Source organism: Limnohabitans sp. (assembly GCF_044361985.1).
GTDB lineage: Bacteria > Pseudomonadota > Gammaproteobacteria > Burkholderiales > Burkholderiaceae_C > Limnohabitans_A.
Genome location: NZ_JBIKHV010000014.1, coordinates 1 through 23669, shown reverse-complemented (window position 1 = coordinate 23669; position 23669 = coordinate 1). Strand labels below are relative to the sequence as shown.

The following is a 23669-nucleotide window of genomic DNA, read 5'->3' as shown; positions in this document are numbered from 1 at the left end:
CAACAAAACACTCAGCCGATCGCTGGTGCTGGGTTTTTCTTGTGTGACGACCACATTTGCATACCGATCATCAGCACCGTCAGGATGAAAAAGCCCAAAGCTACCTTGCTGTCCAGAAAGCCTTGATGACTGCCTTCGCTCAATATCAAAGCGGTGCGGTACTGGTTTTCTAAGGTGCTGCCCAGCACCAGCCCGAGCACCACCGGCGCCACCGGTATGCGCAAACGCTGTAGCAAGTAACCGATCAGGCCCATGACGGCCATCAGATACACGTCGAACATGGAATTGCGGATGGCGTAAGAGCCCAACACGCACATCACGATGATCACCACCGCCATGAGGTGTGCGGGAACGCTCATCACTTTCACGAACCACCGGATACCCCAGATCTGAACCACGAGCGTGACGATGTAAGAAATGATAATGGCAATGTAAATGGCGTAGATGGCGGGCAGGTCTGTTTGAAACAAAGCAGGCCCGGGGGCCAGACCATGCAAGATCATGCCGCCCAAGATGACCGCCGTGGCCGGGTCGCCGGGGATACCCAGGCTCAGCAGCGGTATCATGGTGCCGCCCGTGACCGCGTTGTTGGCACTCTCGGGTGCCAACACCCCAGACAGCTCGCCCTGTCCGTAAGCCTCGGGTTTTGCGTCAAAACGTTTGGCATGGTCGTAGGCTAAAAAAGCCGCGATCGGACCGCCAGTGCCGGGAATGGCACCGATCGCAGTGCCAATGGCGCTGCAACGCACCATCAAGCCGAAGCGTTGTTTCAATTGCTTCCAGGTGGGCAGGCTCGCACGCACATCGGTGCCCACCGATTTCGCCTCGACCCGACCATAGTCGATAAAGGTTGAGATCACTTGGGGAACGGCGAAAAGACCGATCATGCCCACCAGCAAATTCACCCCTTGTTGCAGTTCTACGGTGCCGAAGGTCAGTCGGGCGACGCCGTCGATCGGGTCCAGTCCGATGATTACCAACATCAGGCCCAGCACACCCGCAACCAAACCACGGGCCATGGAGCGCTCACCTAGGCCGCAGATCGTGGACAAGCCAAACAGCACCAAGGCAAAAATCTCAACTGGGCCAAATTTGATGGCCAGTCCGGCCAGTTGCTCAAGCAACAGCATCATCACCAGCAAACTGAACATGCCCCCAAAAACCGAGGCAATCACGGCCCCCCCCAGTGCCACGCTGGCCTGACCTTTCATGGCCATGGGGTAGCCATCGAAGACAGTGGCTGCCGCCGAAGGTGTACCTGGGATACCGATCAGGATGGCCGAAACAGACCCGCCCGTCATGCCGCCGATGTAAATGCCCATCAGCAATGCAATCGCCGGTGTGGCCGCCATGCCGAAAGTGAAGGGCAGCAGCAGCGCCAAGGCCATTGAGAAAGTCAGCCCAGGGATGGCGCCGAAGACTACGCCCACCACGCTACCGACAGCCACCGCCAGCAGTGCTTGCCAGGTCAGCGCCATCTGAAGTCCAGTTGTTATCGCGTCCATTGACCGCTCCCTTTATTGAAAAAACCACCACCACGAACCGCCCGGTAACGGCACGCGCAGCAGCACAACGAAGACGAGCCAGCACACCAAGGTGGTACCGACCGACATCTTGGCAATGAAAGCCCAACGGCGGATGCGCAGCAAACCGCCTAGGGTCAACGCCAGCACAATCGGGGTAGACACCAAAAACCCGGTTTTCTCCATGAGAAAGGCATACAACATCAGCAGTCCGAAAGTGCCCAGTACGATGCGCAGCTCATGCTTTTTGGGCTCAGGGTTGACGTCGGATTGGGCATCGGTTTTAGTGGGTGCAGCCGCTTTCTTGCGCGCAAAATCTGACACGGTGATCGACAGCCCCAAAAGCAACAACGCGCAGCCGAGCACAATGGGAAAAGCCTGGGGACCGGGCTCTCCCGGGGTGTTGGAGGAGGGGATGTATTGAAAAGTCAGCCAAAGCCAACCCACAGAGAACACGCTCAGCAGCGGCCCCAAAAAGCGATGCGAACGCATAAACAACCTTTTATTTTTTCAGACCGAGCTCAAGCATCAATTTGGCGTACTCTGCGTCGTCGCTGGCCACCAGTTTGCCAAAGTCAACAGCTGGCAGGTACTCGGGCTCAAAGCCGAGTTTGACGCTTTGTGCTTTGAACTCCGCACTGGTCACTGTGGCTTGTACCGCACTTTGCAGACGTGCTATGACGTCTTTGGGCGTGCCAGCTGGCACCGCGATGCCTCGCCACATCACCATGCTGACATCAAAGCCTTGCTCTTTGGCCGTGGGCACATGGGGCACCAGTGGTACGCGCTTATCCGAAGTCACTGCAACGATGTGAATTTTGTCGGCCATCGCCGTGAACTGCGAAGGCCACTGCAGTGCCGCATCCACTCGACCACCGAGTAACTCCACTGGCGCACTTCCAGTGCCATAAGGTACGAAAATCACCTCAATGCCCATCTTTTTGAACAGCGCTGCAGAGGCCAGGTGCGTGAAAGCCCCACGCCCAGAAATGCCCACTTTGAGTTTTTGTTTTTTGCCAGCAGCAGCCACGTCCGCAAGGGTTTTCCAACCCGAATCACTGCGTACGGCCAGTGCAGGCACCTCCATTCCTACCTGGGCCACCGGGTCGAAGCTGCGGTAGTCGAAGGGGATGTTGCCGCCGTGAAACGTGGTGTTGATGGAGTTGGAGTTCCAGACGATGTTGTAGCCGTTGGGTGGTGAGGCCTTGACGAACGCGTAGCCCGCGGCGCCGCCGCCGCCAGTGCGGCTGACTGCCGCAACGGGTACTTTCAATTGCTTGGACATGCCGTCGGCCAAGACTTGTGCAATGGTGGCGCTGGAGCCACCAAAAAGCACGGTCATCTCCACCGCCTGTTTCGGGTAGTCAGAGGCCAGTGTTGAGCCCCAGGGTGAGAGGGCCAATGCAGCCATGGCTGCGAGCTGAAGGCTGCGGATACGCAGCACGGAAGTCATTTTTGCGATCATCATGTCTCCTGCTTGTTGGTATAAAAATTGGCGCACAGCAACTGATGACCCGAAAAGGAATCGACCACTTGCGCCAAAGGGTATTTAAACTTTGAACACTTCGATGACGCAAGCTAGGACACGTCAAAACTTTGTGACGTGCAAGTATTTCGCAGGATTATCCAAGTCGGCCATCTTTTTGATTCGCATCTCGGCCGTGATCAATCGGCACGTGCCCCCATCGGCGAGGTGCCGCTCAGGTCGCTTCGCGCAGCGATCGGCGATAGGCTGTCGGCGCTACGCCAAAGCGTTTGTTGAAGCGCCGAGTGAAATAAGCTTCATCGGAAAACCCAACCCGGTGGGCAATGGTGCTGACTCGGTCTGACGTGTGTGCCAAAAGGTCCCGCGCCCGTTCCATACGGCGACCCGTCAACCAGTCGACAAAGGCTTGTCCAGTGTGCTTTTTAAGCAATTGCGACAAATAATTGGGTGAAAGGAAAGCAGCCTCTGCGACCTCGGCCAAGCCGATGTCCTGGTGCAGGCTCTCATCGATGAACTTGAAAATTCGCCGCAATGCATCCGTGTGGCCTTGCAGGTAAATGCGTTGTTCTGCCAGCGACTGCAGTTCAGTTGCAAACCTTTCCGTGGTCATGCCAATCAGCTCAAGTATCGCCCCCCGTGCCCGCTCCAGTGTGCCAAGCGTTCGGTGATTGTGGGCTTTTTGCAAACGTTGTAGCAAAGTTTCGATGTAAGCGAATTCAACAGGATCGAAAACAAAGTCAAACCAACCTTGGTAAATGAAAGGCGTGAGTTCGGGGTAATGCGCGATCGATGCTTCCTCCATTTCCAGTGGTGTCAACGTAAAGTCGGGCCTCAGAAAATTGCTGGAAAAATTGATCAATTGGTAGCGGCTACCAGGCTCTACCATGGCCAAGTGGACGCGGTAGGGCAAGACAAAAATTAAGGATCGCGGAATCGATTCACAGCGGCGGCCACCCAGCAAGTGTGGCGCTGCCCCCGCTTGGTTGGCAAAGATCTGAAAATATTCATGCCGGTGCGGTTGGGTGACTGGTGGGCGCACCGATTGGTCACGAATGTCAAAGTCCAAACGGTCAGACCGCTCGATCATGGAGTAGGTGTGGATTGAATCAGACGCGCACCCACTGACTTCGACAGAGTCAAGTACCGGGTCAATATGGGCGTTGTGGTTCATGGCGAGTGCAATCCGAAAATCTTTTTAAATTATGCGCTGACTACCTTGATCAATACAGCCATTCTTTAGTAAAAATTTCTTTAAAAAAGCTTGAACAATCACCTCGTAAACCCTTAGAAAGCCATTTGGCGAGACCTTATTCAAGACGGCCAAACCTTGGGGTTTTATGGTGACTCAATACGCTCTAAGACCTGCTACAAAAAAGACGCAGCGGGATGCTGGCGACAGGCCTAGGGTTTGTTGGTGGAGCGTAAAAAAATTAAACCGAAACCATGATGCTCACGCCAGCGAGAGGCGGTCAAGTCAGCTCGTTAGGTGGAGGGCATTTAAAGGTGCAGCGACCAAAACCCCATACCGCAAAGCAAGTGTTTGGACAATTCAAAGATTAACTTGCACTTGTCCAAGAACTGCTCATCTACCCCTTGCGAGAACCTGCAAGTGTGCGTTCAATAGACCCCATCGAGATAGTGAGCTAGGACCATAAAGCGCACGAACTGTTCGATCACAACCCCTAACCATCAACCTCTGGAGACACCATGAATACAAACACAGACGCAGCCTTCTTGGGTCAGCGTAGCTACAAAATTCCCGAAACAATGAAAGCCTGGGTGCTTGGCGATCCCGATCAACTTACCTTTGTCGATAAGCCAGTGCCAACACCTGGTGCGGCGGAAGTGCTGGTACGAATTGACGCCATCGCCGTGTGCGCGACCGACTTGGAGATCATCCACAAGGGGCCACCGGCACAAATTCAAGGCGGTCTGCCTTTCAACAAAAACTTCACCCCCGGCCACGAATACATGGGTACAGTGGTCAAGCTGGGCCAAGGCGTTGACGAGTACAAAGTGGGTGACCGCGTCACGGTTGAAGTGCACGCTGGCTGCGGACGTTGCGAGCGATGCAGAGAAGGCATGTACACCTCATGCCTGAACTACGGCAAGAACTACGGTGACGTCAACAAGGGCCACCGCGCCAACGGCTTCACAACCGACGGAGGCTTCACGCAGTACGCCATCAACAACATCAACACACTGGCCCACGTGCCAGAAGACATGAGCGACGAGGAGGCCACGCTGATCGTTACTGCCGGAACAGCGATGTATGGCCTGGATGTCATCGGCGGCCTTGTGGCGGGTCAATCGGTCGTCATCATGGGACCAGGACCTATCGGTCTTATGGGGGTGGGCGTGGCCAAGGCGCTTGGAGCCAGCGAAGTCATCTTGACCGGCACACGTGACAACCGCCTGGAGATGGGCAAAAAGCTGGGTGCCGACTACACCATCAATGTGACCAAAGAAGACGCCGTTGCAAAAGTGCGTGAGTACACCAAGGGTGGTGCGCATTACGTGCTGGAGTGCTCAGGTGCACCCAATGCGGTGAACGACGCGGCGGCCATGCTGCGCCGAGGTGGCCGCATTTGCCTCGCCGCATTTCCAGGCGAGGCAGTACCGGTAGACGTCGCTGCATTGGTGCGCAACAACATTTATATGTTCGGCATCCGTGGTGAAGGCAAGAGTGCGACACACCGAGCTGCCGCCTTGATGGCGCAAAAACGGTTCGATGCCAAGCTGATCCACACCCACACTTTTCCGCTGGAAGAAGTGCCCGAAGCTTTGCGCCATGCGAGAGAGCGCATTGGCGACGCTATCAAGGTGGTGGTGAAAATCGGCCATCCCGAAGGTTGCTGAAGCGAGGCCGACCGTGCTGACATTTGATCAATACCTGACGCCAAAGTCGCTTGACGAGGCTTTCGATATGCTGCACAGCATACCTGCTGCGCGCTTGTTGGCTGGTGCTACCGACCTGCTTCCATGGGCCCGAGAGGGCCGTGCGGGTGACGTGCATTTGCCTGCAATCGTCGATCTCAGCCGGATTGCTTCGCTAAGTGGCGTGACGCAAACGGGTGGTCGTATCCGCATGGGTGCAACTACGCCAATCGCAGCGATGCAGCACCACCCGCTGCTGCAGCAACAAGCGCCATTGCTGGGCGACTGCGCACTGTGGTTTGCCGATGATCAAATACGTGAACAAGCCACGGTTGGCGGCAACTTGGTCAACGCATCGCCGGCGGGTGACACCCAGCCTGCGCTGCTGGCGTTGAACACCCACGTCACCTTGGTGCGACGCGAGGCGGGCCGGCTCATTGAGCGTTCCGTGCCCTTGTCTGAGTTCATCCTCGGCCCCAGCCGCACTGTTTTGCAGCCCGGAGAAATCTTGCTGCGGATCGAGTTCGACGCCCTGCCCGACCATGGGGTGTCTTTTGAGAAAGTGGGCCATCGCCGTTCGTTGGCCATTTCCACCGTTTGCCTGGCCACTTTGGTTCGGCTGGATGCCCACCAGCGCATCGACGATCTGCGCATTGCGATTGGTGCGGTAGGACCTGTGCCTGAACGGCTGAGTGATATTGAAGATCTTTTGACAGGTTTCAAACCCACTCCGGCTTCGTTGCGTGATGCCTCTGCCAAGGTGGCCGACAGGGTCCGCTCGCGCAGCCGCCAAAGCTATCGGCGCGAGGTGTTGAGCAACTTTGTAGAACGTTCTTTGGCGACCGCACTTGCACATGCCGGGCTTGATTTGCACCGACTACCTAAGGAAACTCCATATGTCTGACACACTGCTCTTGGGCGGGACTTTGGCGCAAGGCTGCCACCCCTCTGTCCAAATTAATGCGACCGTGAACGGCAGACGGGTGCAGCGCACAGTGCCTAACCACTACCGCGTTATAGACTTTGTGCGCGAAGAACTCAAACTGACTGGTAACAAGGAAGGTTGTGGCGCCGGTGAGTGCGGCACTTGCTCGGTGTTCGTGGACGGCAAACTCATTAAAAGTTGCCTCTCGCCCGTACAAAAAATTGATGGCTGCTCGGTAGAGACCATTGATGATATGGACCGAGATTCCGGCATGTCCTTGCTGCAACAGGCCTTTAACAAATGCGGTGCCAGCCAGTGCGGCTATTGCATCCCTGGCATGGTGATGGCTGCGACCGCCACTTTGCGCCGCAATCCCGGTGCCAACCGTGACGAGATCAAAGAAGGGCTGGGCGGCAATATTTGCCGCTGCACCGGTTACCAAAAAATCCTGGATGCGGTCGAACTTGCACGCGATGTGCAAAGCGGCATAACGCCGAACAGCGCGCTGGATGAAGACCTTGCAACGGACACCTTCATCGGGCAGCGCACACGACGCCTCGATTCCCCTGCCAAAGTCACGGGTGCTATCAAATATGCGGCTGACATGTTCATGCCCAACATGCTGCACATGCAGGTTTTGCGAAGTCCTCACCCACATGCACGCATTGTGCGCATCGACAGCCAAGCAGCGAGCGCGATTCCTGGCGTGGAGTGTGTGCTGACTTGCGACGACGTTCCCGGCGTTGACAACTTTGGTGTGTTCATTGAAGACCAGCCGACTTTGGCCCGTGGCGTGGTGCGTTACGTGGGCGAAGCCGTTGTCGCTGTGGCGGCGCAGACGCTTGACATTGCGCGCGCTGCCGTAGCCGCCATCCATGTTGAATACGAAGAGCTGCCCAGTTTGTTCCACCCGCAGGATGCGATGCAAGACGGGGCGGTGCAATTGCACGCTTTTGCAGCCAACAACATCTGTAAGCACACGCGCATCCGCAAGGGTGATGTGGACGCCGCACTGGCCAGTGCCGATGTAATTGTCGAGCAGACCTATGACACGCCAGCCATCGAGCACGCTTACCTCGAGCCCGAGGCGGGCTTGGCCTATGTGGAAGCAGACGGTTGCGTGACGGTGCAGTCGCCCAGCCAAAATATCACCCACCACCGCCACATGTTGGCCCGCATTTTGGGTAGGCCCATCAACAAAGTGCGCATGATCATGAGCACGGTGGGTGGTGGCTTTGGCGGCAAGGAAGATATGATTTATCAAGGCATTTTGGCCTTGGCTGCAATCAAAACACGGCGGCCTGTGCGCTATGTCTTTACTCGTGAAGAAAGCATCAAGGTTAGCGCCAAGCGTCACCCGTTCAACATCCGTTACACGATGGGACTGAAAAACGACGGTCGCATCGTAGCCACCAAGATGGTAATGGTCAGCGATGGTGGGGCCTATGCTTTGTCAACCCCCGGCGTGATGAACAAGTCGGCCATTCTGGGCCCAGGGCCCTATGAAATTCCCAATGTTTGGGTGGACTCGATCGGTGTTTACACCAACAACACGCCCAGTGGTGCGTTTCGGGCCTTTGGCGCTTTTCAATCTGAATTTGCCACCGAGTGCCATTTGGACTTGTGCGCTCAGCGGCTGGGCATGGATCCAGTGGCCCTGCGGCGGATCAATTTGATGCGCGACGGTGCCACCACGCACACGCGCCAAAAACTAGACCGTGTGCTGGCTGTCGAATGTTTGGACGCAGCCATTAAAGCCGCTGGCTGGGAGCCTGGTGTGCCTTATCGAGAAGGCCAAGGCCAGCCAAAGCGTCAGGACTTTAATTTCGAAGGTTCTCGCCACTCTTACCTGATTGGTGGACGAACCCAACCCATCACCCCGAAGGGCCAGGCCCAGGCGGGTGTGCATTCGGCCCAAATTCTGGGTAACTCAGGAGACATGGCATGAAACACAGAGGCAGAGGCGTAGCTTGTGGTTGGTATGGGATTGCGCGCACGGCAGCGATGGACCGTGCTGCGGTTTGGGTTGAGTTGGACGATGGTGGGACCGTCAAGATCGCCACCGGTGTGACCGAGATCGGCGAAGGGGTACTGACCGGTTTGTGCCAAATCGCAGCCCAAGAAATGGGTGTTCGGCCTGAGGATATCGTGCTGGGCGACAACGACACTGCGAGAGTGCCCGAAGCGGCCCACGCCGGTGCCACGCGCATGACCTACATGATTGGAAATGCTGTGGCCCTGGGATGCCGAGAGGCTTTTGGTCGATTCCGCGTTGCAATGGGCTCTTACTGGGGCGTTAGTGCTGAAAGTGTGCATGCCTTTTCGGGCCAAGTGTGGGTCGAAGGATCGGCGAGCAAGCGCATGAGCATGGAGCACGCGGTGCACGTATTGAAGAAAGAAAAGGGCATTGTTATCGTCGGTAGCGGCCTGTTCACCTCAGCCCACACGGCCTTGCAGCCCGACACGGGTGAAGCGACACCCTGGCAAAGCTATGTCTTTGGCGCACAGGTGGCCGAGGTCGAGGTCGATGACGACACTGGGGAGGTGCAGGTCCTTGGTGTTTGGGCTGCGCACGATGTGGGGCGTGTGATCAACCCGCAGCAGGTAGAGGGTCAAATTGAAGGCTCGGTGATCATGGGCATGGGCCATGCCTTGATGGAGGAATACGTCCAACACAATGGCGTCACCACCACGCCGGGTTTTGCAAAGTACATCCTGCCCACCGCGTTGGACATTCCGCATGTGACCTCGGTGCTCTTGACCGAGCCAGATCCGAAAACACCGTTGGGGGTCAAGGGCATCGGCGAGCCAGCGATCACACCCACGGCAGCGGCCATCATCAATGCCATTCATGACGCTGTTGGTGTGCGCATGACGCGCATACCGGCCACACCCGAGCGCGTCATGGAGGCATTGGTGGCCAAGCGTACGGCTGCTCATGCCGCCGTGCTGCAAGTGGATGTGGACGCAACAATCGTCTGAAAAGTCGCTTGAACATTTTCATCGGTTCGCTGTAAATCAGAGTGGCGAGGATAAGCCACGGTTATTTATCCTATCGGAGACAAAAATGAAGCATACAAGTCAATTCATTTCCCGTCGAAATCTCATCGTTGGCATGGCCACAGTCGCCAGCAGCGTCGCAAGCCATTCGGTTTTTGCGCAAAGTTTTCCGACCAAGCCTGTGGAGTTGGTTGTTCTTTTTCCGGCGGGATCAGCGGCCGATGTCACTGCGCGTTCTTTGTCTGAACAAATGGCCAAGCGGCTTGGCCAGCCGATTATCGTGGTCAACAAGCCCGGCGGCGGCGGCTCCATTGGCTACAAGTATGTGCAGCAAAAACCGGCTGACGGGTACACACTGGTGTTCAATTCCACCTCTATCAGCACGGTGTATCACTTGGGTTTGACGCCTTTTGACTACCGAGCTTTTGACGCCATTGCACGCGTCACGGTGGAAAACCCGGTCATCGCCGTGAGGGCCAGTGCACCTTGGAAAGACCTGCAGTCGATGGTGGCAGATGTAAAAAAACGCCCCGGCTTAGTGTCAGTTGGCAACTCGGGCATCGGCAGCCATACGCACATCTCCTCAGTGGCCTTTTTCAATGGACAAAAGAGCGATGTGCTGCATGTGCCTTTTGGCGCTTCTCAAGTGGTTCCCAGCTTATTGGGAGGCCAGATTGATGCGCTGGTGTCAGTGCCATCTGTTTTGACGGCACATGTCCGTGCAGGCAGCCTGCGCATTGTCGGTGTGCTCGCATCGACCCGCGAGCCCGCCTTCCCCAATGTCCCGACTGCGGCCGAAGTTGGTATGGCTTACAACGGCGAAATGTGGCGTGGCATTGCCTCACCCAAGGGTACGCCAGCCACTGTGGTTTCGCGCCTTGAGAGGGCTTTGGAAGAATCGATTGCGACATCTGAATTCAAAGCCCAGGGAGAGAAGATGGGATTTGTTCCCGCCTTCATGCCAGCGGTTGAGTTTGGCCCTCTCATTGCCAAAGACGATGTCATGCTCGCGCGCTTGATGGCCCAAGCCGGTCTCAAATTGAATTAATGAAAGACGATCAATGAACCCAAGTGTTGAACTGTCCGCTGTAATGTCGCTGGGAACCCGGGGCGAAGAAGCCCGGGCTAAAGTCATCGCTCGTTGCGGTGGATTGCAGCAAGCGCTGGCCACTGGCGCGTTGCCCAAGCAACTGAACCTCACTCTGTCTGAAGCCTTGGTGTTGGGCCTGCTCAAGCAGGGCGTGCGCAAGTATTTAGCGATTTTCGGCCACGGCTCAACCGACCTGGGTGAGGTGCTTCGCGTATACACGGAAGCCGGTGTGACGCAAGTGTTTAACTTTCGAAACGAAGTTGAAATGGCGCATGCAGGAACGGCTTTGGCTTGGGCATGGCGCGAGCCTTGCGCGGTGGTCACGTCGATTGGCCCAGGCGCTTTGCAGGCCATGTCTGGTTCATTGGCTGCCGCCTGCAATGGCGTGGGCCTGTATCATATTTATGGAGACGAGACGACCTGGGGTGAAGGCTACAACATGCAGCAGATCCCCAAGCCCCAGCAGCAGCTGTATGGACAAATGACAGCTCTTATGGGTCAGTCGTATGTGTTGCACACACCAGAGGCCTTGCGCGATGCTTTGCGTCGCGGCACACAGTGCGTGCACCACCCGGTGAAGGCCGGACCGTTTTACTTGCTGCTGCCCATCAATACCCAGCCGCAGGTCATTCATGACTTGCAGTTGGAAGCCTTGCCCGAAGCGCTGCAAGCACCGCGCACAGCCGTGGCCGATGTGGACCTTCTCAAGCAAGCGGCGCAAGCGCTGCGCAGTCACCCTCGCATCGTCATTAAGGTCGGCGGTGGTGGCCGCGCCTTTGCCGAGTCGTTGCGCGAACTGGCAGAGCTTTGCGGCGCAGCCGTGGTGGTGTCACCGGGCTCTACTGGTGTCTTGCCGGACGCACACCCTCAATACATGCATGTGGGCGGCAGCAAAGGCTCCATCAGTGGCAACCATGCCATGGCCCATGCCACGCTGCTCTTGGCCATTGGCACGCGTGCCGTGTGTCAAAGCGATTGCTCGGGCGTTGGCTACCCGTTGGTCGAGCAGGTGATCAACATCAATGGTGATCTGGCCGACTTGGCGCATTACAACCGCACACTGGCGCTGCAGGGTGACATCGGTTCTGTGGTGGCACAGTTGGTGGCTGCTCTGGAGGGTGTGCCCGATGAACAGAGCAAGGCCCGCGCAGCATGGTTAGACAGTTGCAACATCAGCAAAGTAGCGTGGAAAGCTTTCTTGCGTGAGCGCCAGACCACACCGCCTTTGTTTGACGAAGTCTGGCAGCGCCCGGTGCTGACACAACCGGCAGCGATCAAAATCGTCTGCGACTTCGCCCGAGAGGTGCAGGCAATCAAGTTCTTTGATGCAGGCGATGTGCAGGCCAATGGCTTTCAAACTGTCGAGGACGACGCACCTGGTCAGACTTACACCGAGACGGGCGCTTCTTACATGGGTTTCGCCACCTGCGCAGTCACCGCAGCAGGCATGGCCAGCACCCAGCAGTACCCGATCGCCTTTACAGGCGACGGCTCCTTCATGATGAACCCGCAGGCCCTGATCAGCGCGGTGCAGCATGGCGCACGGGGAACCATCGTGGTGTTTGACAACCGGCGAATGGCCGCCATTTCCAGCTTGCAGCACGCGCAATATGGCCAAGACTTTCGCACCAACGATAGCGTGGCGGTGGACTACGTTCAGATGGCCTCCAGCGTGAAGGGCGTGTTGGCGGTGTGGGGCGGCGAAGACGCTGCCAGCTTGCAGCAAGCGCTTCAAACTGCCCACCGTCATGCCGGACTTGCCCTGATCCATGTGCCTGTCTACGCCGGTGAGCGCCCCGAGGGCGGGCTGGGTGCTTATGGCTCTTGGAACGTTGGCAATTGGTGTGACGATGTGCAGCGCCGCTACCTGGCCACTTTGATTTGATACATTTTTTAGAGGAATTCCCCATGAAGCGCGAAGACTTTGGTTTGTACAGTCAATACGGTTTATTCATCCAAGGCCAATGGCGAAGCGCCACCGGTGGCGAGGTGCGAGAGGTCATCGACCCGACCAACGAAGAGGTCATAGGTCATATTCCTGTGGCTGCGCGCGCCGACTTGGACGCCGCAGTGGACGCCGCCCATGCCGCATTTGGGACTTGGCGGCACACATCGCCTTGGGAGCGTTCGAGCCTGCTGCACCGAACTGCGGCGCTGATCCGCGAACGCGCAGACGACATGGCGCGCCTGATGTCGACCGAGACAGGCAAGCCGCTGGCCCAAGCCCGTGGTGAGCTCAACGATGCGGCCGACCAATTTGACTGGTATGCAGGCGAGACGCAACGTATTTATGGGCAGACCTTCCAGGCACGTGTGCCCGAAGTGCGCATGCAGGTTCGGTTTGAGCCTGTGGGCGTGGTAGCCGCTTTCTCCGCTTGGAACTTTCCGGCTTTGTTGCCTGCACGAAAAATCGCAGCAGCTTTGGGCGCAGGCTGCACCGTGGTGGTCAAGCCCGCCAGCGAGGCGGCAGGGTGTTGCATGGCGTTGGTCCAAGCGCTCCACGATGCGGGCTTGCCAGCTGGCACGGTCAATCTGGTCACAGGCGATTCAGGCTTCATTTCTGAGGTCTTGGTGGGTTCGCCAAAGGTGGCCAAGATCACCTTGACGGGATCTTCTGCCGTCGGTCGAAAAATGCTTCATCTGGCCGCAGAGGGCATCAAGCGGGTATCGATGGAGCTCGGTGGTCACGCCCCCGTGCTGGTGTTCGAAGACGCTGACATCGAGGCGGCGGCCGAGCAATGTGCGCGCTTTAAATACCGCAATTGCGGCCAAGTCTGTGCCTCGCCTTCGCGCTTTTTTGTGCACGAGAGCGGGTACGACCTTTTTGTCCAGCGCTTTGCAGAAGTTGCGCGATCTTTGAAGGTCGGGCCTGGGTTGATGGCCGAGTCAGATGTTGGACCCATGGCCAATCGGCGAGGTCTGGTGCACGCTCAGGCGCTGATTGCCAACGCACTGGACAGCGGCGCACGCTTGGTTGCGGGTGGCGAGCGCCCACAAGGTTTGGGCACCAAAGGATACTATTTGGCCCCCACGGTATTGGCCGATGTACCGCAGAGCGCACGCATCATGCAAGATGAGCCATTCGCCCCGGTGGCACCGATCGCATCCTTTGCCAGCTTTGACGAAGCCATCGCTCTGGCCAACGCCACACCATATGGTTTGGCCTCGTACTTGTTCACCCGTTCACTGAAAACCGCCACCTTGGCCAGCGAGGCGATCGAGGCCGGCATGGTGGGCGTCAATGAACTGGCCATTGCCAGCGCAGAGATGCCTTTTGGCGGCACCAAAGACAGCGGCATGGGACGTGAAGGTGGCTCGCTGGGTATCCGCGATTATTTGGAAGCCAAATACATCAAGACACGGTTATAGGATAACGGGCGTTTTCCCCATTCACCCCCCGTTTCATGGACTGTTTGAGAAGCGGTTTTCACCAGGAGTTTTCATGGCAGATATTCCAGAGCACGGTATTGCACGAGGCCTTACCAATTATGGCGATCGCGCCTTTGCGCTTTATTTGCGCCGCAGCTTCATCAAGTCGATGGGGTATTCCACGGCGCTGTTGGAGCGTCCGGTGGTGGGCATAGCTTCAAGTGGGTCGGGCTTCAACAATTGCCACCGTGCCATGCCTGAGTTGGTGGAGGCCGTCAAACGTGGCGTGCTGGCTGCGGGCGGCTTGCCGATCGAGTTTCCGACCATCTCGCTGGGTGAGGTGTTCCTCAACCCGACCAGCCTGATGTTTCGCAACCTGATGAGCATGGACGTCGAAGAAATGGTGCGAGCACAGCCCATGGATTCGGTGGTCTTGATCGGTGGTTGTGACAAAACTGTGCCCGCGCAACTGATGGGCGCTGCTGCGGCCAACGTGCCCGCGATTCAACTGGTCACTGGCCCCATGATGACCGGCAGGCACGAGGGTGAGCGTTTGGGTGCCTGCACCGATTGCCGCCGCTTTTGGGGCAGTTACCGTGCAGGCAAGATTGAACGCAAGACGATCGATATTGTGGAAGGGCGCCTGGCCACCACAGCAGGCACCTGCGCCGTGATGGGCACGGCCAGCACCATGGCCTGCATCGCCGAGGCCCTGGGCATGTCGCTGCCGGGTACAGCCGCCATTCCAGCCGTCCACGCTGACCGCTTGCGCGCTGCCGAGGCGAGCGGAGAACATGCAGTGCGGTTGATCCACAACCCCATTCGGCCCAGCCAAATCATCACACCGAAGTCGGTGCACAACGCGCTGCGCGTGTTGCTCGCGCTGGGCGGCAGCACCAACGCCATCATCCACCTCACGGCCGTGGCCGGTCGGCTGAACATCCCGGTCTCCTTGGACGTGCTCAATCAACTGAGTGACACCACGCCTGTACTGGTTGATTTGAAGCCGACTGGTGACAACTACATGGAAGACTTCTATGCAGCTGGAGGGATGGGCGCATTGCTGCGCGAATTGAAGCCACTGCTGCATCTGGACACGCTCTCGGTCACTGGCGAAACCTTAGGTGAACGCTTGGCTGCCGAGGAAGGTGAATGGGCCGACCATCGTGTGGTGCGCAAGGCGTCTAATCCGATTGAGCCCGTGGGTGGCTTGGTGGCGCTTTTTGGTTCTCTTGCGCCGGGCGGCGCTATCTTGAAGCGTTCTGCTGCCGACAAAAGTTTGTTCGAAAAAGAGGCCCGTGCAGTGGTCTTCACTTCGCTGCAAGACTTGTCTGAGCGCGTGGACGATCCGGAACTTGACATCCAAGCGGATGACATCATGGTGCTACAAAATGCTGGCCCCACCAGTGGAAGTGGCATGCCTGAGGCGGGTTATTTGCCGATTCCCAAAAAATTGGCAATCGCCGGTGTGAAGGACATGGTTCGCATTTCTGATGCGCGGATGAGTGGTACGGCGTTTGGCACCATCGTTTTGCATGTCACGCCCGAGGCCTCTGCGGGCGGGCCGTTGGCGCTGGTGCGCACTGGCGATCGTATCCGCCTATCTGTCAAGGAGCGCCGCGTTGACCTGTTGGTCGATGAAGCTGAACTGGCGCGTCGACGGGCCGATCTGCCGCCTCGGCCCGCATTGGCGCAGCGCGGCTACTCCAAGCTTTACCAAGACCATGTACTGCAGGCCGATGAGGGGTGTGATTTTGATTTTCTGCGGGCAGTCCCTCCACCGATTTGAAATGCCATACCCCGTTGGGCGGTAACTTCAGGGCACACAAACTGAGCACTGGACAACATTCGTGATTGAGCGCTACCAAAGGAGATAGCCATGAAAGTAATCGATATTATTAAATCGAAAGATCGAAACCCATTGACCGTGAATTCCGACACATTGCTTTCGGAATGCATCATTACCATGGCTGACGAAGACCTGGGGTCCTTGGTTGTTATAGACAACAACGCAGTGGTTGGACTCCTGACATTTCGTGAAGTTATTCTTGTTTTGGCGCAACGTCAAAAGGAACTGCGTTCTGGACCGACACCACCAGTGGCTGAGCTCAAGGTGCGGGATGTCATGAATTCGGCGCCGATTTGCACCACGGCAGATATGGACTTGAATGACCTTCGCGCGCTCATGATCAGCCATCACCAGCGTTACATACCTGTTCTCGACAAACGTGAACTGATCGGTATTTTGTCATTTCACGATGTGGCTCGCAGTGTATTCGCAGAGCAAGAAAATGAAAACAAGTTGTTGAAGCATTACATAGGCGATTGGCCTCTTTATAGATCGCAACTCTGATTTCATTGCAAACACTGGGCTTGGTAGTTTTTAAAGTTGCAAATTTATATTTTCTTCGTGAAGTATTCAATTTTCGATTTAAATATTCATCCCCCTATTGAGGGATAAACCCAGCGCTTAATTTGGATCCATGAACTAGATTGGTACTGACAATTTCACCTTGATGCCCATCAAATTTGACGTGACCCATGACGTTTATCTTGGCGAAAAATGAGTTGGTGTTACGAAGGTAATTTTTTTGTAAATTGAGTTAGGAGACATTCATGCAAACAGGCGATAGCGCCCCCAAGCCTCAGCGCATTGGTGTGCCGCGAGAGATATTCCCCGGTGAAAAACGGGTGGCTACCGTGCCCGATGTGGTGACTAAACTGGTCAAACTTGGTTTTGACGTGGTGGTGGAGCAGGGCGCGGGGGTACTTGCCGACCTGTCTGACGAGGCGTATGTTGAAGCTGGTGCATCCATTGCGACCAGTGCCGCTGACCTGTGGAGCAGCAGCGACATCGTCTTCAAAGTGCGCGCCCCTTCGCCTGAAGAAGTGGCCTTGATGCACCCAGGGCAGACGCTGATCGGCTTTTTATGGCCCGCCCAAAACCCCGATTTGATGCAGCAGCTGGCGGCCAATAAGGTCACGGCGCTGTCGATCGACGCCTTGCCGCGCACGCTCAGCCGTGCCCAGAAGATGGATGCATTGACTTCAATGGCCGGCGTCAGCGGTTACCGCGCTGTGGTGGAGGCGGCCAATGCGTTTGGCCGCTTCTTCAATGGCCAGATCACGGCTGCAGGCAAGGTGCCTCCAGCCAAAGTGTTCATCGCCGGTGCCGGCGTGGCTGGCTTGGCCGCCATTGGCGCGGCCGCGAGCCTGGGCGCCATTGTGCGCGCCAACGATACCCGTGCCGAAGTGGCTGACCAGGTGGTCTCGTTGGGCGGCGAATTCGTCAAGGTCGACTATGAAGAAGAAGGCTCGGGCGGTGGCGGTTACGCCAAAGTCATGAGCGAAGGTTTTCAGGCGGCACAGCGCGAGATGTATGCCAGCCAAGCCCGCGAGGTGGACATCATCATCACCACCGCGCTGATTCCTGGCAAACCCGCACCCAAGCTGATCACCGCAGAGATGGTGAAAAGTATGAAGCCCGGCAGCGTGATCATTGACATGGCCGCTGAGCAAGGCGGTAACTGCGAACTGACCGAGCCGGGCAAGTCGGTGGTCAAGCATGGCGTGACCATCGTCGGCTACACCGACTTGGTCTCACGCATGGCGCGTCAGTCGTCCACGCTGTACAGCACCAACTTGTTCCGCCTGACCGAAGAGCTGTGCAAGACCAAGGACGGCGTGATTGACGTCAACATGCAAGACGATGCCATTCGGGGCCTGACGGTCATCAAGGACGGCGAAATCACCTGGCCTGCGCCGCCGCTGGTGGTGGCGCCCAAGCCTGCACCCAAGCCGGCTGCCGCTGTGGCTGCGAAAAAAGGCCATGGCCACGGCGAGCCTTCGGGCCCCATGCCCGTGGGCCAGTTGCTCATCGTGGCCGCGGTGGCCGCTGTGCTGCTGGCGCTGGTGGGGGCTTACGCACCTGCTGCGTTCTTGTCGCACCTGACGGTGTTTGTGTTGGCCTGTTTTGTGGGCTACATGGTGGTTTGGAACGTCAAGCCCGCACTGCACACCCCACTCATGAGCGTGACCAACGCGATCAGTTCCATCATCGCCATCGGTGCGCTGGTGCAGATCTCGCCCATGGCCAACGCGGCCAGTCGGCCCAACACCCTGATTGGCATCTTGGCTGCATTGGCGCTGGTGCTGACGGCCATCAACATGTTTGGCGGTTTTGCAGTCACCCAGCGCATGCTGGCCATGTTCCGAAAGTAATGATTTTGGGGGCAGATCTTTAGCTCTGTCCCCAACCGAAAGATGATTTTGGGGACGGATCTTTAGCTCTGTCCCCAACCGAAAGATGATTTTGGGGACAGACCTTCAGCGCGGTCCCCAACCGATTAAGAAATGAGACAGTTATGACCTCAAGTTTGGCCACGGTCGCCTACATCGGCGCGACCATTCTCTTTATCCTCAGTCTGGGCGGTTTGTCCAACCAGGAAACCGCACGGCGCGGCAACCTCTACGGCATGGTTGGCATGAGCTTGGCCGTGTTGGCCACGGTGTTCGGCCCCCAAGTGACCGCTGAAGGCATTCCCTTGATCGTCGGCGCCATGCTGGTGGGCGCGGTCATTGGTTTGTACGCTGCGCGCAAAGTGCAGATGACGCAAATGCCCGAGCTGGTCGCGCTGATGCACAGCATGGTGGGCATGGCGGCAGTGTTGGTGGGCTATGCCACCTATGTGGACCCCGAAGCGTCCAAAAACCTGGACAGTGCGGCGCATGCCATCCATGCGGGCGAAATCTACATTGGCATCTTCATTGGCGCGGTGACCTTCTCCGGTTCGGTGGCCGCGTTTGGCAAGTTGTCTGGCCGTATTGGGGGCAGCCCCTTGTTGCTGCCTGGCCGCCATTGGCTCAACCTGGTGGGCTTGATCGCGGTGATTTACTTTGGCCGAGAGTTCATGAACGCCCACACGGTGCAAGACGGCATGCTGCCCTTGTTCATCATGACCGCCATCGCTTTGCTGTTCGGTATCCACATGGTCATGGCCATTGGTGGCGCGGACATGCCGGTGGTGGTGTCCATGCTGAACAGCTATTCGGGCTGGGCGGCTGCGGCCACGGGCTTCATGCTTTCGAACGATTTGCTCATCGTGATCGGTGCGCTGGTCGGCTCCAGCGGCGCGATCTTGTCCTACATCATGTGCAACGCCATGAACCGCAGCTTCATCAGCGTGATTGCAGGTGGCTTTGGCACCACCGCTGCTGCGCCCAAAGCGGCTGGTGATGCTTCGGCAGAGCCGGTCGGTGAGGTCAGTCCCATCTTGGCCGTTGAGACCGCCGAGTTGCTGCGCGACGCCAAAAATGTGATCGTGGTGCCCGGTTACGGTATGGCTGTGGCACAGGCGCAGCACACGGTGTTTGAAATCACCAAATACCTGCGCGAAAAAGGTGTGAACGTTCGCTTTGGCATCCACCCGGTGGCCGGACGGATGCCGGGCCACATGAACGTTTTGTTGGCCGAGGCCAAGGTGCCCTATGACATCGTGTACGAGATGGACGAACTCAACGACGACTTCCCCGACACCGATGTCGCCATCGTCATTGGTGCCAATGACATCGTGAACCCGGCCGCGCAAGACGACCCGACCAGCCCGATCGCCGGCATGCCGGTGCTTGAAGTCTGGAAAGCCCGCACCAGCATCGTGATGAAGCGTTCCATGGCCAGTGGTTATGCGGGCGTGGACAACCCGCTGTTTTACAAGGACAACAACCGCATGCTGTTTGGCGACGCCAAGAAAATGCTCGATGAGGTGTTGGCTGCCCTGCGGGGCTAAAGCAACCTTCTTACCGAGTTCGCTTAACCAGCTATTTGGTCGATAAGCACCTCGCCTGTTACAAATTTGAAATTCACTTACTCAACTGGAGAAAAACTGATGTCATTTGCACCTATCAATGTTGCCTGCCTCGGCATGGGCTGGTGGTCCGATGTTCTGGCCGATGCCATGAAGAGATCGGACAAGTTTGTCATTCGCTCCTGCTACACGCGTTCGGAAGAAAAGCGCGCAGCCTTTGCCGAAAAGTATGGCTGTGCTGCGGCGAGCAGTTACGAAGCCATCCTGGCCGACCCGTCTATCGACGCCATCATCAACACCACACCCAACAACGTGCACTTGGAAACCACGCGACAAGCCGCTGAAGCGGGCAAGCATGTGTTTCTTGACAAGCCGATTGCCAACACCCTAGCGGAGGGGCGCGCGATTACCGAAGCCTGTCGCAAGGCAGGCGTCGTGCTGGCGCTGGGCTACCAGCGCCGGAGAGAAAGCCAGTTCCGCTGGATCAAGAAGCAGATCGACGCCGGGGTGTTTGGCAAACTGGTCAACGCAGAGGCAAACATCAGCCGCGATCGACTCGGCAAAATTGATCTTAATTCTTGGCGCTACCAGGCAGCCGGCATGCCGGGCGGCGTGATGCTTCAAATTGGTGTGCACTATGTCGACGTACTGGAGTACCTGATGGGCCCGATCATGGCGGTCAGTGGACAAGCGGCCCAACTGGTGCTGCCAGGTGACAACCCCGATGTGGCGACGCTGTTGTTGCAGCATGAGAACGGGGCGCTTTCGACAGTCAACGCGAGTTACGCATCGGCCACTGAAAATTATGTAATGAATATTTATGGCAAGGAAGCCAGCGCTTATTACGACCTGCATGGCGGCCTTCGCTTCATCAAACGGGGAACCGAAAAGGCAGAGGCAGTGCCTTTCACGAAAAACGATACTTTCGTAGACGAACTCGACGAGTTCGCGGCGGCAGTGCGAGGCCAAGGAACTCCTGAAACAGGTGGCGACTATGCAACTCGTTCGCTCGGTGTGATTCGCGCAGGGATAATCTCAGCCCGTGAAGGCAGGCGTGTGCAGCTCGCGGAGGTGCTCGCTGACCCTCTTGCTTAGTTTTGCACTCTGCCCATCGTGCTCGAGATGGATGGACCTATCGACGATTTCCCTGGCACCGATGTAGCGATCGTCATTGGTGCCAACAACATCGTGAGTCCGGCGGCGCAATACGACACGACCATTCCGAGCACCGGCATGCTGGTGCTCGAAGTGCGAAAGTCGCGCACCAGCATCGTGATGAAGCGCAATGGGTACACGGGCGTGGATAATCTACTGTTATGCAAAGACAACAACAGCATGTTGTTTGGTGATGCCAAGTAGATGCAGGACGAAGTGTTGATGGCTTTCAAGACCTAAAACCCAAGGACAAAAATGTATTACATGATTTATGTTAGCCAATCCACAAAACCCATGCTTACCCCCGAACTTGAGCAGTTGCTGCAAAAAAGCCGAGCATGGAATACTTCGAAGTCTCTATCGGGCCTGTTGATTTACCGGTATTCGAGCGAAGGGAAAAGCGGTCACTTCATCCAGATGTTGGAGGGTGATAAAGCCGAAGTGCGTTCCGTGTATGACAAGATCAGACTCGACAAACGTCACCACACAGTGCTGACGCTCAGTGAAGGGAATATTGAAAACCGTATGTTCAGCGAGTGGGCCATGGGTTTTAAAAATATTGACGATGCGACGCTGTCAGACCTCCCAGGGCATGCTCGCCTTGGCGACAGCACTTTCAATCCAGCGACATTTCAGCAGTCCAACGAAGAAGCCTTGAAACTTTTGAAGTTTTTTCACAGCGCCAGCTGAGTGGGGTATTGCTCAGCACTTAGAGTTTTCACGAGCTTACGCGACGGATTTTTTGTTTGGATTCAGGAAGTCCTCGGGTATTTGTCGCGCTGATCGAAAAGTTTGGCTCGACCGATATCCTTGTGCCTAACAAAAGCTTTCCCTTTTCAGGGGCTTGACAGAAGCGGCCGAAATCAAACGGTCTTAACCATGACGCGGTTGTTCCAGCACATTTTTATGCGCTGCTTATCGCTATTCTTCGCTGTACGCTCACACCATGGGCATGCGCGTTGCGTGGAGGTGAGGTCGATGAAGCAGAGCGTTGTTCTAACCAAGAGTGGTTACGGCCTCTGGCGACGCGAGCTGCTGGCCGAATTGGCACACACTAGACGGAGATCAGTTCAGTTTAGCGATAGACCGCAAAAGGTCTAGGGCCTGCTCAAGTTTTTCAAGTATTGCATCACGAGATGGAAGGTTGTTGTTGCAAAGCGGTTTGTGTGTGGGTGAAGCTACCCGGTTGATACACCCGGTCCGTGTCGATACATCTGTTAGTTGAAATCGTTGCAAGCGGCTTGCGCCATGGGTTTCAGGCCAAGCGCTGTAGGTGCACGCAGGACTGAATGTGCAGCCCAAACCTGACACACAGCCCCTTGCGACTTCCCTCCCGCACCTTCCAGCGCAGCAGGCATGAAGCAGTCCACTATGCCCAAATAAATAGTCGTCCCTGCAAAATTCATTTCAAGCCAGCACCCAGCGCTGATCTGAGTTTTGCAGCCGGTTACGGCCGATGATTTCGGCCAATTTCTCCAACAAGCCCGTCAAACTGCCCATCTGCAACAGGCACAACAAAAGGCCCAAGCCTTTTTTGACGATCATCCGCAGCAGCCAGCGGATGTTGTAGCCCGCCGCGCACAGCACCGCGTGCAGTGCATCGCCTTCTGAGCCTTTGAGGTGGCAGCGGTCCATGCGGTGATCAGCTTTGAGGTGCCCGATGATCGGCTCGATCGCTTGGCGTCGTTTGAGCAGTCTGCGTTCTTCATCGGTCAGCCGCTTGTCCTTGCCCCGGTGTTTGATCTGGATGTCCGGGTTGTCCTTGTCCACACCCCGGTAGCCCAGATCGGCATACACCACCTCGGGCTTGACGCCCAAGCCTTGCATCAGGATGGCGCTTTGCTCGATCTGCTCGTGCATCGTGTGACCGTCATACGGGTTGCCGGGAAAGCTCCTGGCGCCCACGATCAGGTTGCCTTTGAGCGTCATGGCTAAACCGACCTTCACGCCGAACTCGTAAGGATTGCGGCTCTTGCCCTTGCTGATGCACTCGACCTCAGGCGCGTGCCAGCTGTAAAGCTTTGCACGGTTGTCCACCGCTTTGCGGCTGGCCGTCTGCGCGACCAGACGTTTGGCTTTGTCCAAGGTCTGGCCTAGGGTTTCTTGCACAGCTTGACCGAGTGCTGTCATCTTGCGAGCCACCTCGCGCTGCAAGCGTCCAACGATGGTGCGCTGGCGTTTGATGACTTTGCGCATGCGCTTGAACTGCCGGGCATGAGCGTAGCGCCCAGCCTTGTAGCCCAGCAGCTGGCCTTCTTTGGCGTAGGTTTGCTTGAGCTCGAGGCCATGGGCTTTGGCCTCCTCAACCACTTTGGAGCGGGCCCCCGAGTTCGACACAAAATGACGTAAGTCCTTGATTCATATAGGGCCAGCTCGAAATTTGCCACTACAAGAGGGTCATCTGGGCGTCTTGTGTCGGTTTTTTGATCTTCAAACTCTC

At 56.9% G+C, this 23669-nt stretch carries 17 protein-coding genes and 2 pseudogenes; 14 read left to right on the top strand and 5 right to left on the bottom strand.

Features of this window, described 5'->3' with window-relative positions:
• Nucleotides 1–11: 11 nt before the first annotated feature.
• The 4 genes from ACIQ3A_RS04815 to ACIQ3A_RS04800 form a co-directional block, all read right to left on the bottom strand.
• Nucleotides 12–1505 (bottom strand): tripartite tricarboxylate transporter permease, encoded by a 1494-nt coding sequence (locus tag ACIQ3A_RS04815; RefSeq protein WP_396430623.1) that lies wholly within the window; start codon nucleotides 1503–1505, stop codon nucleotides 12–14.
• 12 nt (nucleotides 1506–1517) lie between these two features.
• Entirely contained in the window at nucleotides 1518–2015 is a 498-nt protein-coding gene (locus tag ACIQ3A_RS04810) for a tripartite tricarboxylate transporter TctB family protein (protein WP_396430622.1), read from the bottom strand.
• A gap of 10 nt (nucleotides 2016–2025) precedes the next feature.
• Complete coding sequence (locus tag ACIQ3A_RS04805) at nucleotides 2026–2988, bottom strand: Bug family tripartite tricarboxylate transporter substrate binding protein (protein ID WP_396430621.1); 963 nt, start codon at nucleotides 2986–2988, stop codon at nucleotides 2026–2028.
• Nucleotides 2989–3223: 235 nt separating this feature from the next.
• Nucleotides 3224–4180 (bottom strand): helix-turn-helix transcriptional regulator, encoded by a 957-nt coding sequence (locus ACIQ3A_RS04800; RefSeq protein ID WP_396430620.1) that lies wholly within the window; start codon nucleotides 4178–4180, stop codon nucleotides 3224–3226.
• Between the two features lie 536 nt (nucleotides 4181–4716).
• Here ACIQ3A_RS04800 and ACIQ3A_RS04795 point away from each other — a divergent pair.
• The 14 genes and pseudogenes from ACIQ3A_RS04795 to ACIQ3A_RS04730 all read left to right on the top strand — a co-directional run bounded on the left by ACIQ3A_RS04795 (nucleotide 4717) and on the right by ACIQ3A_RS04730 (nucleotide 21919).
• Nucleotides 4717–5868, top strand: a complete 1152-nt coding sequence (locus tag ACIQ3A_RS04795; RefSeq protein WP_396430619.1) for a zinc-binding dehydrogenase — start codon at nucleotides 4717–4719, stop codon at nucleotides 5866–5868.
• Nucleotides 5869–5881: 13 nt separating this feature from the next.
• Nucleotides 5882–6790, top strand: coding sequence for an FAD binding domain-containing protein (locus tag ACIQ3A_RS04790; protein WP_396430618.1), 909 nt, complete (start codon nucleotides 5882–5884; stop codon nucleotides 6788–6790).
• A complete protein-coding gene (locus tag ACIQ3A_RS04785) occupies nucleotides 6783–8759 on the top strand; it encodes a molybdopterin-dependent oxidoreductase (RefSeq protein WP_396430617.1) in 1977 nt (658 codons plus the stop codon). The genes ACIQ3A_RS04790 and ACIQ3A_RS04785 overlap by 8 nt, the downstream gene beginning before the upstream one ends.
• Nucleotides 8756–9793 (top strand): xanthine dehydrogenase family protein molybdopterin-binding subunit, encoded by a 1038-nt coding sequence (locus ACIQ3A_RS04780; protein ID WP_396430616.1) that lies wholly within the window; start codon nucleotides 8756–8758, stop codon nucleotides 9791–9793. The genes ACIQ3A_RS04785 and ACIQ3A_RS04780 overlap by 4 nt, the downstream gene beginning before the upstream one ends.
• Nucleotides 9771–10859: a Bug family tripartite tricarboxylate transporter substrate binding protein gene (locus ACIQ3A_RS04775; RefSeq protein ID WP_396430615.1), complete on the top strand. Its 1089-nt coding sequence runs from the start codon at nucleotides 9771–9773 to the stop codon at nucleotides 10857–10859. The genes ACIQ3A_RS04780 and ACIQ3A_RS04775 overlap by 23 nt, the downstream gene beginning before the upstream one ends.
• Before the next feature lie 13 nt (nucleotides 10860–10872).
• A complete protein-coding gene (locus ACIQ3A_RS04770) occupies nucleotides 10873–12786 on the top strand; it encodes a thiamine pyrophosphate-binding protein (protein WP_396430614.1) in 1914 nt (637 codons plus the stop codon).
• Nucleotides 12787–12809: 23 nt separating this feature from the next.
• A complete protein-coding gene (locus ACIQ3A_RS04765; protein WP_396430613.1) occupies nucleotides 12810–14270 on the top strand; it encodes an NAD-dependent succinate-semialdehyde dehydrogenase in 1461 nt (486 codons plus the stop codon).
• Nucleotides 14271–14343: 73 nt separating this feature from the next.
• Nucleotides 14344–16059, top strand: a complete 1716-nt coding sequence (locus ACIQ3A_RS04760) for an IlvD/Edd family dehydratase (protein ID WP_396430612.1) — start codon at nucleotides 14344–14346, stop codon at nucleotides 16057–16059.
• A 90-nt stretch (nucleotides 16060–16149) separates the two neighbouring features.
• The gene (locus tag ACIQ3A_RS04755; RefSeq protein WP_396430611.1) at nucleotides 16150–16623 is read left to right on the top strand and encodes a CBS domain-containing protein; all 474 of its coding nucleotides are present in this window, start codon (nucleotides 16150–16152) and stop codon (nucleotides 16621–16623) included.
• Nucleotides 16624–16886: 263 nt separating this feature from the next.
• Complete coding sequence (locus ACIQ3A_RS04750; RefSeq protein ID WP_396430610.1) at nucleotides 16887–18491, top strand: Re/Si-specific NAD(P)(+) transhydrogenase subunit alpha; 1605 nt, start codon at nucleotides 16887–16889, stop codon at nucleotides 18489–18491.
• A gap of 143 nt (nucleotides 18492–18634) precedes the next feature.
• On the top strand, nucleotides 18635–20056 hold the full coding sequence (pntB, locus tag ACIQ3A_RS04745) for a Re/Si-specific NAD(P)(+) transhydrogenase subunit beta (RefSeq protein WP_396430609.1): 1422 nt from the start codon (nucleotides 18635–18637) through the stop codon (nucleotides 20054–20056).
• Nucleotides 20057–20155: 99 nt separating this feature from the next.
• Nucleotides 20156–21169, top strand: coding sequence for a Gfo/Idh/MocA family protein (locus ACIQ3A_RS04740; RefSeq protein WP_396430608.1), 1014 nt, complete (start codon nucleotides 20156–20158; stop codon nucleotides 21167–21169).
• 15 nt (nucleotides 21170–21184) lie between these two features.
• A pseudogene (locus ACIQ3A_RS04735) lies at nucleotides 21185–21433 on the top strand (NAD(P)(+) transhydrogenase (Re/Si-specific) subunit beta); the annotation flags it as partial.
• 51 nt (nucleotides 21434–21484) lie between these two features.
• On the top strand, nucleotides 21485–21919 hold the full coding sequence (locus ACIQ3A_RS04730; RefSeq protein WP_396430607.1) for a BLUF domain-containing protein: 435 nt from the start codon (nucleotides 21485–21487) through the stop codon (nucleotides 21917–21919).
• Nucleotides 21920–22636: 717 nt separating this feature from the next.
• Here ACIQ3A_RS04730 and ACIQ3A_RS04725 read toward each other — a convergent pair.
• A pseudogene (locus tag ACIQ3A_RS04725) lies at nucleotides 22637–23551 on the bottom strand (IS5 family transposase); the annotation flags it as partial.
• Between the last annotated feature and the right edge of the window lie 118 nt (nucleotides 23552–23669).